This window comes from Pseudochelatococcus lubricantis, from assembly GCF_042432495.1.
In the GTDB taxonomy this organism is placed as follows: domain Bacteria; phylum Pseudomonadota; class Alphaproteobacteria; order Rhizobiales; family Beijerinckiaceae; genus Pseudochelatococcus; species Pseudochelatococcus lubricantis.
In genome coordinates this window covers 1-762 of record NZ_JBHLXC010000017.1, presented here as the reverse complement: position 1 = coordinate 762, position 762 = coordinate 1, and the positions used below count along the sequence as shown (strand labels likewise).

Below are 762 nucleotides of genomic sequence, written 5' to 3'. Positions count from 1 at the left end.
GCGACTTGACGCCGTCCGGAGAGGTGATCGTGAAATCGCCCGTGTTGGTCTCACGGTCAGTCGTGGGCAAGGAGCCGTCCGGCAGACCGTCCTCGTAGACCGTCGTGTCGCCGCCACTCGCCTTCGGCGTCAGGTCAGTGATCGTCGGCGTGCCGTTCTCGATCTTGATCGTCAGCTTGGCCGTATCCGCGTCACCGTCGCCGTCCTTCAGCGTGTAGGTGAAAACGTCATCGACGTTGCCGGGCGTGCCAGCGTCGCGCGTGTAGGTGTAGGAGCCGTCAGCAGCGATCTTCAGCTTGCCGTACTGGCCGTCGATTTCCGTCGTGCCGGTGGTCGAGACGGCCTTCGTGCCGCCCGTCGCCGACTCGATCTGCGTCACGGTCGCGCCGTCGGCGCCCTTGACGTCCGTGCCCAGACCGCCGGGGCCTTCGTTCGTGCCTACGCCGGTGATGACGTTACCCGTCTCGCTCTGCGTGCCGGCCTTCACCGTGTCCGTGTCGTTCTTCGCATCCGGCACGTCGTCGACAATCTTCACGCTCAGGGTACCGGACGCGGGCTGGTTGTCGTAGTCCGTCAGCACCACGTCCAGGTCGTCGAACAGCGGTCCGGTCGTGCTGTTGTCGCCCTGCCCGGCGGCGTGCGTCTGGTCGTCGGTCAGCGTGTAGCTGTAAGTTACCTTGCCCGTGACCGGATCGTAGGCCGTGACGGTCAGCGTGCCCTTGGCCGTCGTCACGGTCGGGCTGGACACCAGCGCGCCGTTCG

General features: G+C 66.1%; 1 protein-coding gene. It reads right to left on the bottom strand.

Annotated elements, in window-relative coordinates; translation table 11 throughout:
• On the bottom strand, positions 1–762 hold a 762-nt coding region (locus ACFFJ7_RS18930), incomplete at both ends, for a VCBS domain-containing protein (protein WP_377594467.1).